This is a genomic window from Gordonia otitidis NBRC 100426 (genome assembly GCF_000248075.1).
Classification (GTDB): Bacteria; Actinomycetota; Actinomycetes; order Mycobacteriales; family Mycobacteriaceae; genus Gordonia; species Gordonia otitidis.
Genome location: NZ_BAFB01000061.1, coordinates 1 through 6,578, shown reverse-complemented (window position 1 = coordinate 6,578; position 6,578 = coordinate 1). Strand labels below are relative to the sequence as shown.

Below are 6,578 nucleotides of genomic sequence, written 5' to 3'. Positions count from 1 at the left end.
CGATGCTCTCCTGCTGGAGCCAGGCGTGCAGGTCGGGTGTGCCGTGGAAGCTTGAGTTCACAGTCTTGCTGACCAGGAGGTCGGGCTCGCCGGTGATGACGTCTTTGAAGGCGTTCCCAGGCGTACGGACGGCGAGCGTCGATTCCGGGTGGGTGGAGTCATGGCGGACGAACACGACCGGCCAGGAGCGCTCCCTCCAGAGGGTGAGCAGCGCGGTGATGTTGGCCTCGCAGTCCGGGTTGTCGCGCGGCCCCCAGTAGTCGGTGTCGTCGAATCCGCGCTGGACGTCGATCACGATCAGCGCAGGGTGTCTCAGGTGTGTCACTCTCTCGCTCCTTGCCCAACCAGTGTGTCAGTAGCGGGAACCGTGCGCCGCCGGGAGCCGGTCGAGGCGCAATCGCTCGTCCTCGGTGAGCTGCAGTTCCGTCGCGGCGAGATTCTCGGTCAGATGGGTGCCGCTACGGGTGCCGGGGATCGGGATGATGTTGCCCGAGAGTCGGAGTAGCCAGGCCAGGGAGACCTGCGCCGGGGTCGCGTCGTGTGCGGTGGCGATGCGGGCGACCTCGTCGGTGATCGCCTGGTTCCTGTCGAAGGCGTCGGCGGCGAAGCGCGGGTTGGTGGCGCGGAAGTCGCCGTCCTCGAACCCATCGGCGGTGAGGGTGCCGGTGAGGTAGCCGCGGCCGAGCGGCGCGAACGGGACGAACGCAACCCCGTGGTCCCGCGTCCAGGCGAGCAGGTCGCCGCCGGCGTCGGTGCCCGCGCCCGCGGCACCGTCTCCTGATGCGTCGGTGGCCGGGTCGCCGAGGGGATCGCGGGTCCAGAGGGAGAGCTCGGACTGGATCGCCGAGACCGGATGGATCGCATGCGCGGCCTCGGCCTGCGCGATCGAGACCTCGGAGAGGCCGAGACGGTCTACCTTGCCCTCCGCGACCAGGGCGGCAAGAGCGCCCCAGCTCTCCTCGATCGGCACATCCGGGTCGACGCGGTGCGGGTAGTAGAGGTCGAGCCGGTCGACGCCGAGATGAGTCAGGCTGTCCTCGACCTGGCGGCGCAAGGTCTCGGGGCGGCCGTCGCGGTGCATCCGCTTGGTGGCGAGGTCGTCGACCACGAGACCGCCCTTGGTCGCGACGACCACCTCATCGCGGCGACCGGTGATGGCGCGACCCACGAGGCGCTCGTTGTGTCCGTCGCCGTAGACGGCTGCGGTGTCGAGCAAGTCAACGCCGGCGTCGAGGGCGCGGCGGATGACCTCGATCGAGGTGTGGTCGTCGCGGCGGCTCTCCGCGTAGCCCCAGCTCATGCCCATGCAGCCCAGGCCGATCGGTGCCACCTGGGGGCCGCCGGTGCCGAGTTCGCGCTTGTCCATGGTCTCCTCCGCTCGCATTAGTAAGTAGGCTTATACTATACAGGTTGCTGACAACATGAGGAAAGGAAGCAGAGCATGAAGGCTGTGCAGATCACCAGCTACGACGGCCCCGACGGGCTGAGCTACGACGACATCCCCGCACCCGAGCCAGCGCCGGGGCAGATCGCGATCGACGTGGAGTACGCGGGAGCGAACTACGTCGAGGCGCTGTTCGCGGGTGGGTTCGTGCCGAACCCGCTGCCCTGGGTGCCCGGCATCGAAGCCTCCGGCCGCATCCGAGCCCTCGGCCAGGGCGTCACCGGATTCACGCCCGGCGATCGAGTTGCCGCGCTCACGATCAACGGCGGAGGCGGATACGGGCAGGTCGCCGTCACCCATGCCGGGCTCGTCGCCCCGATGCCCGCCGGGATGGACCCGGCGCTCGCCTCGGTGGTGCCCTCGAACACCACGACCGCACTCATCGCGCTCGAACGGATCGCGCACCTAATGCCGGGCGAGCACGTGCTCGTCCACGCCGCCGCCGGCGGCCTCGGGTCGCAGTTCGGGCAGATCGCCCGACGGCTTGGTGCCGGCCGCGTCGTCGGGGTTGTCGGCAGCGAGGCGAAGCGGCAGGCCGCCCTCGATCTCGGATACGACGAGGTGTGGCTGCGTTCGGACCTCGATGGCGCGGAGCAAGGGCAGTTCAACGTGATCGCCGACCCCGTCTCCGGGCCGGGCCGCCAGACGAGTCTCGGCCTGCTGCGCCTGGGCGGTCGGCTGCTCGCGGTCGGCGACGCGGCACAGGCTGGCGACCAGGCAGTCAGCAGCAACACGCTCTGGTTCGGCGGCACCGGCGTGCTCGGCTTCAACCTCGGCGCGCTCTCCGCCGCAGAACCGGACCTGGTTGGCATCTACCTGCGCCGTGCTCTCGCCCTGGTCGCCGCCGGCGAGGTCACCGTGCACGTGGCTGAGCAGGCGCCGATCCAGGATGCCCCGCGCGTGCTCGCCGCGCTGCGCGACGGCACCACGGTCGGCAAGACCGTCCTCGTCCACGAGACCGCCTGAACCCCCTGCCTCTGCTCGTCCTCCTTCTGCGGTGCGAGCCGCGACCGGACGACTCGCACCGCCCCTACCCCGAGAAAGACCCCGATGCCTGAACTCTCCGATACCCGCCTCTCCCGCGCTGAGCGATGGAAGCTGGTCGTCCTACTGAGCGCGAGCTTCCTGCTCGCGGTCGATTTCTCTGTCCTGAACGTCGCCCTGCCCGAGATCGGCCGCGACGTCGGCATCGGCGTGGCCGGGCTGCAGTGGATCATCACCGCGTTCGCGTTACCCGCCGCCGGCCTCGGCCTGCTCTTCGGACGACTCGGAGACCTCACGGGCCGGCGCCTGCTGTTCCTGACCGGCATCGCCCTGCTCGGCACCGGCTCCCTCATGGGCGGGTTGGCAGACACGGCGTGGTTCCTCATCGCCGGCCGGGTGATCCAGGGGCTCGGCGCAGCAGCAGTCGCCCCGACCGCACTGTCGCTGCTGACCACCTCGTTCGAGGAAGGCCCACGGCGTGCACGCGCCCTGGGCATCAACGGGGCGCTCATCTCCGCCGGTTTCACCACCGGAGCCCTGCTCGGCGGCCTGCTGACCGCTGGCCTGTCGTGGCGAGCCGCGTTCCTCATCAACGTGCCCATCGCGATCATCGTGCTGATCCTCACCCCGATCCTGTTCACCGAGACCTGCCCTGCCACGAAGCCGCGCCTCGATCTTCCCGGTGCGCTACTCATCAGCGGGGGGCTTACCTGCCTCGTGTTCGGCCTCACCGTCGCCGGCGAAACCAGCCTCGCGCACCCCGACGCCTACCCGTGGCTTGCCGGGGCGCTCGTGCTGCTGGTGGTGTTCTTCATCGTCGAGTCCCGCACGAAGGACCCGCTGGTCGCGGTCGCGGTGCTGCGGCGTCGCACGGTCGCGTTCGGGAACCTCGCCGGGCTCACTACGTTCTCGATGATGTCGTCATTGACCTACCTGCTAACCCTCTATCTCCAAGACGTGCTGCTGATGGGTGCCGTGCTCACCGGTGCCATGATCGCCGTTATCGGTGCCGTCTCGGTCGTCGCGGCGAACTTCACGCCGAAGATCATCGGCCGCTACGGGCAGAAGGCCCTCGTGGTCACCGCGCTCGTGTTCCAAGGCGTCGGCACGCTCGTGATCGCCGTCGCGGGTTCGTACGGTGCCTCGTGGGTGATCGTGCTGGTCGGGATCGTGATCGGGGCGCTCGGGCACATCGGTACGATCGTTGGCTACACCGTCACCGCGACCTCTGGCCTGCCCGACAGCGAGCAGGGACTCGCGACCGGGCTGACGACGACCAGCCAGCAGGTCGGCCTCGCGCTCGGCACCCCGCTGATCGCCTCTGTCCTCGCCGCCGCCCTCGCTGGCAACGGCATCGCCGCGATCGGCGCCTCGGGGCTGGCCGCCGGGCTCGCTGTCGCTATCGCTGTCAACGGCGTGCTCATCCTGGCCGCCGCGATCACGGTCGCGATCTTCCTCCCCAGACACCGCCAGGCCGCCGAGACCGCGCAGCAGACCGAGCCTGCCGACGCGCACGCATAACCCCGCATACGAAAGGAACTGTGACCATGACTGATCTGGGAATCATCGGAGCCGGACACATCGGCACCGCCGTCGCCCGCGTCGCCACCGCAGCCGGGTACACCGTCACCCTCGGCAGCCGCCGCGGACCCGACGGTCTGCGAGCACTGGCCGACGAGCTCAGCGCAACCCCCGGCACCCCGGAGGACGCGGCGAGAGAGGGCGAGCTGGTGCTGGTCGCTGTGCCGTTCAGCGCCATCGCCGATCTGCCCCGCGATGCGCTGGCCGGCAAGATCCTCATCGATGCAACGAACTACGTGCCCTGGCGCGACGGCACCATCGACGCGCTGGAGCGCGACCGCGTCGCGACCTCCGCCTACGTGCAGGACCTGTACCCGGACAGCCGGGTCGTCAAGGCCTTCAATCACATCGTCTGGTCAGACATCCCCAACGACGCCAGACCCGCAGGGGTGGCGGATCGGCGCGGGATCGCGATCGCCGGCGACCATACCGAGAGCATCGCAACCGTCGAGGCCCTGGTTGACCGGCTCGGCTTCGAGCCGGTCAACATCGGGCCGCTCGATCAGAGCTGGCGCATCCAGATCGGCAGCCCCGGCTGGATCACCAACTACAGCGCCGACGAACTCGTAGCGAAGATCCGTGAAGCCGAGACCTGGCACTCCCATCCCATCAACTACTGACCCGGACCCCGAAGGAGACCCACCATGGACGACCTCACCCTGGACCACGCGCGAGAGCTCATCGACGCTGCCCTGGCATCGGCTACCGAACACGGCTGGCTCATCAGCGCCGCGGTCATCGACCGGCACGGCAACCTCGTCGCGTTCGCGAGACAGGACGGCAGCACCCTCGCCAGCGGCCTATCCGCGCAGGCGAAAGCCTGGACCGCCGCCGCGATCGGCGCCTCGACCAGCGACCTCCAACCACTCACCGCACCGGGCCAGCCGATCCACGGGCTTCCACACGCCGCCGGCCCGAACCGCCCCATCACACCCGTTCCGGGAGGCATCCCAATCCGCGCGACCGATGGAACGCTTCTAGGCGGGATCGGGATCGGCGGGGCACCCGCGCCCGGCGACGATCACCTCGTCGCCGACAGTGCTGTGCGCCCTCACCAGGCATTCTGATCCGGCTGACTACTGGCGACATGAACGTGTCCGGTGCGAGGCGACGGCGATCGGCGCGACCAGCGTCTGCCTCGCATCCATGCGGGAGGAGCCTGGCTCGTCTCTACGGTGGCTCATAGGTGAGCAACTCAAGAGCCGTCCAACCTGAGTGCCCGGCAGCACCGAATGCTGCCGGGCACTCTCCTCGCGCGAGCGGGCATGTCCCTCTGGTCGCTCGAACGCGCTCGATCCACCGGCCCATCGGCCCGATGGTCTACGACTGCCTTAATCGAACAAGGAGATGCGATGACAATGGATTTCAAGCAGCGCGTCGCGATCGTCACCGGAGCCGGACAAGGCATGGGGCGGGCACACGCGATGACGTTGGCTTCACGTGGTGCGCGAGTAGTTGTCAACGACGTGTCGGCCCCCCACGCCGAAGGTGTCGTGCGCGAGATTCTCGACGCCGGAGGCACTGCGGTTGTTGACACGAACGATGTCTCAACGACCGCGCCGGCCATCGTCGACACCGCCCTGAACGCCTTCGACCGTCTCGACATCGTAGTCAGCAACGCAGGCATCATCCGCGTCGGACTATTCAGCGAGCAACCCGAACAAGAATTCTGGAAAGTGTTCGACGTCTCCTTTAAGGGCGCTACAGACTTGTCCCGAGCGGCCTGGCCCCACCTCGTGAGTTCGGGCTCTGGACGCCTGATTCTCGTCTCGTCGAGTGGCATCCTAGCCAACCCTGGGGCCAGCGCGTACGGCGCGGCCAAGGGCGCGATCTGGGCGCTGGGAAACACCCTGGCGATGGAGGGCGACCGAGTCGGCGTTCAAGTATCTACCCTCATGCCCACAGCATGGACACCGATGACCGAAAACGCCTACAGCGACCCCACTATCCTCAATACCCTGCGTAACGGGATGGGACCAGAGCATGTCGCGAATTTCGTCACCTTCTTGGCCCACCAGGACACAGCGGTACATGGAGACCTATACCAGGTGGCCGGCGGGAGGGCGGGCCGAATGGTGCTCGCCGGAATGCCACGCGTCCAATCCACCACAGCATCGCCTGAAGGTTGGATCGACGTTGCTCAAGAACTCACTAACGACTCTCGCGAGTTGACACCGTACCGGGTAACCGGCGACCAGTTCACTGACGAGATGATTGCAGCCAACCCAGCTGTGGCAGAGGCTTTTGCGAACATGAACCCTGCAGACCTGGGGGCGTGAGTACGCAGGCGCGATAGAGGCGGTCCGAGTGGTCTAGGCGAGCTGGTGACTCTTCGACGTTGAGTGAACAAGTCTGCTCGGCATCGAAACAATGGCCCCCAGTTCTTCGGGGATTTGATCTATTCCGGATTCGACCTCGCCGGGATCGGTTTCGGTCCCTCAGAGTGGCATTCTTACGGTTGTGCCGCGCTATGTGGTGGTCGGACCGTTGGGTCCTCCGAGCAGGGTCGTCGCGACTGCGTTGCTCCGCAACGACTATCTGATGGGAACGTCTCAGTCGCGTCCGGAAC

7 protein-coding genes are annotated in these 6,578 nt (G+C 67.7%); 5 read left to right on the top strand and 2 right to left on the bottom strand.

Annotated elements, in window-relative coordinates:
* A partial coding sequence (locus GOOTI_RS05415; protein WP_007237565.1) for an isochorismatase family protein occupies positions 1–325 on the bottom strand: 325 nt, incomplete at its 3' end.
* Between the two features lie 27 nt (positions 326–352).
* Entirely contained in the window at positions 353–1,366 is a 1,014-nt protein-coding gene (locus GOOTI_RS05410) for an aldo/keto reductase (protein ID WP_007237564.1), read from the bottom strand.
* Between the two features lie 75 nt (positions 1,367–1,441).
* On the opposite strand from GOOTI_RS05410, the gene GOOTI_RS05405 reads away from it, so the two are divergent.
* From GOOTI_RS05405 to GOOTI_RS05385, 5 genes are all read left to right on the top strand, one after another.
* Positions 1,442–2,410 (top strand): quinone oxidoreductase family protein, encoded by a 969-nt coding sequence (locus GOOTI_RS05405; protein ID WP_007237563.1) that lies wholly within the window; start codon positions 1,442–1,444, stop codon positions 2,408–2,410.
* An 84-nt stretch (positions 2,411–2,494) separates the two neighbouring features.
* Complete coding sequence (locus tag GOOTI_RS05400; protein ID WP_007237562.1) at positions 2,495–3,949, top strand: MFS transporter; 1,455 nt, start codon at positions 2,495–2,497, stop codon at positions 3,947–3,949.
* Positions 3,950–3,975: 26 nt separating this feature from the next.
* A complete protein-coding gene (locus tag GOOTI_RS05395; protein ID WP_007237561.1) occupies positions 3,976–4,629 on the top strand; it encodes an NADPH-dependent F420 reductase in 654 nt (217 codons plus the stop codon).
* Between the two features lie 24 nt (positions 4,630–4,653).
* Positions 4,654–5,076 (top strand): GlcG/HbpS family heme-binding protein, encoded by a 423-nt coding sequence (locus GOOTI_RS05390; RefSeq protein ID WP_007237560.1) that lies wholly within the window; start codon positions 4,654–4,656, stop codon positions 5,074–5,076.
* A 291-nt stretch (positions 5,077–5,367) separates the two neighbouring features.
* A complete protein-coding gene (locus GOOTI_RS05385; RefSeq protein ID WP_169315788.1) occupies positions 5,368–6,288 on the top strand; it encodes an SDR family NAD(P)-dependent oxidoreductase in 921 nt (306 codons plus the stop codon).
* The last annotated feature ends 290 nt before the right edge of the window (positions 6,289–6,578 follow it).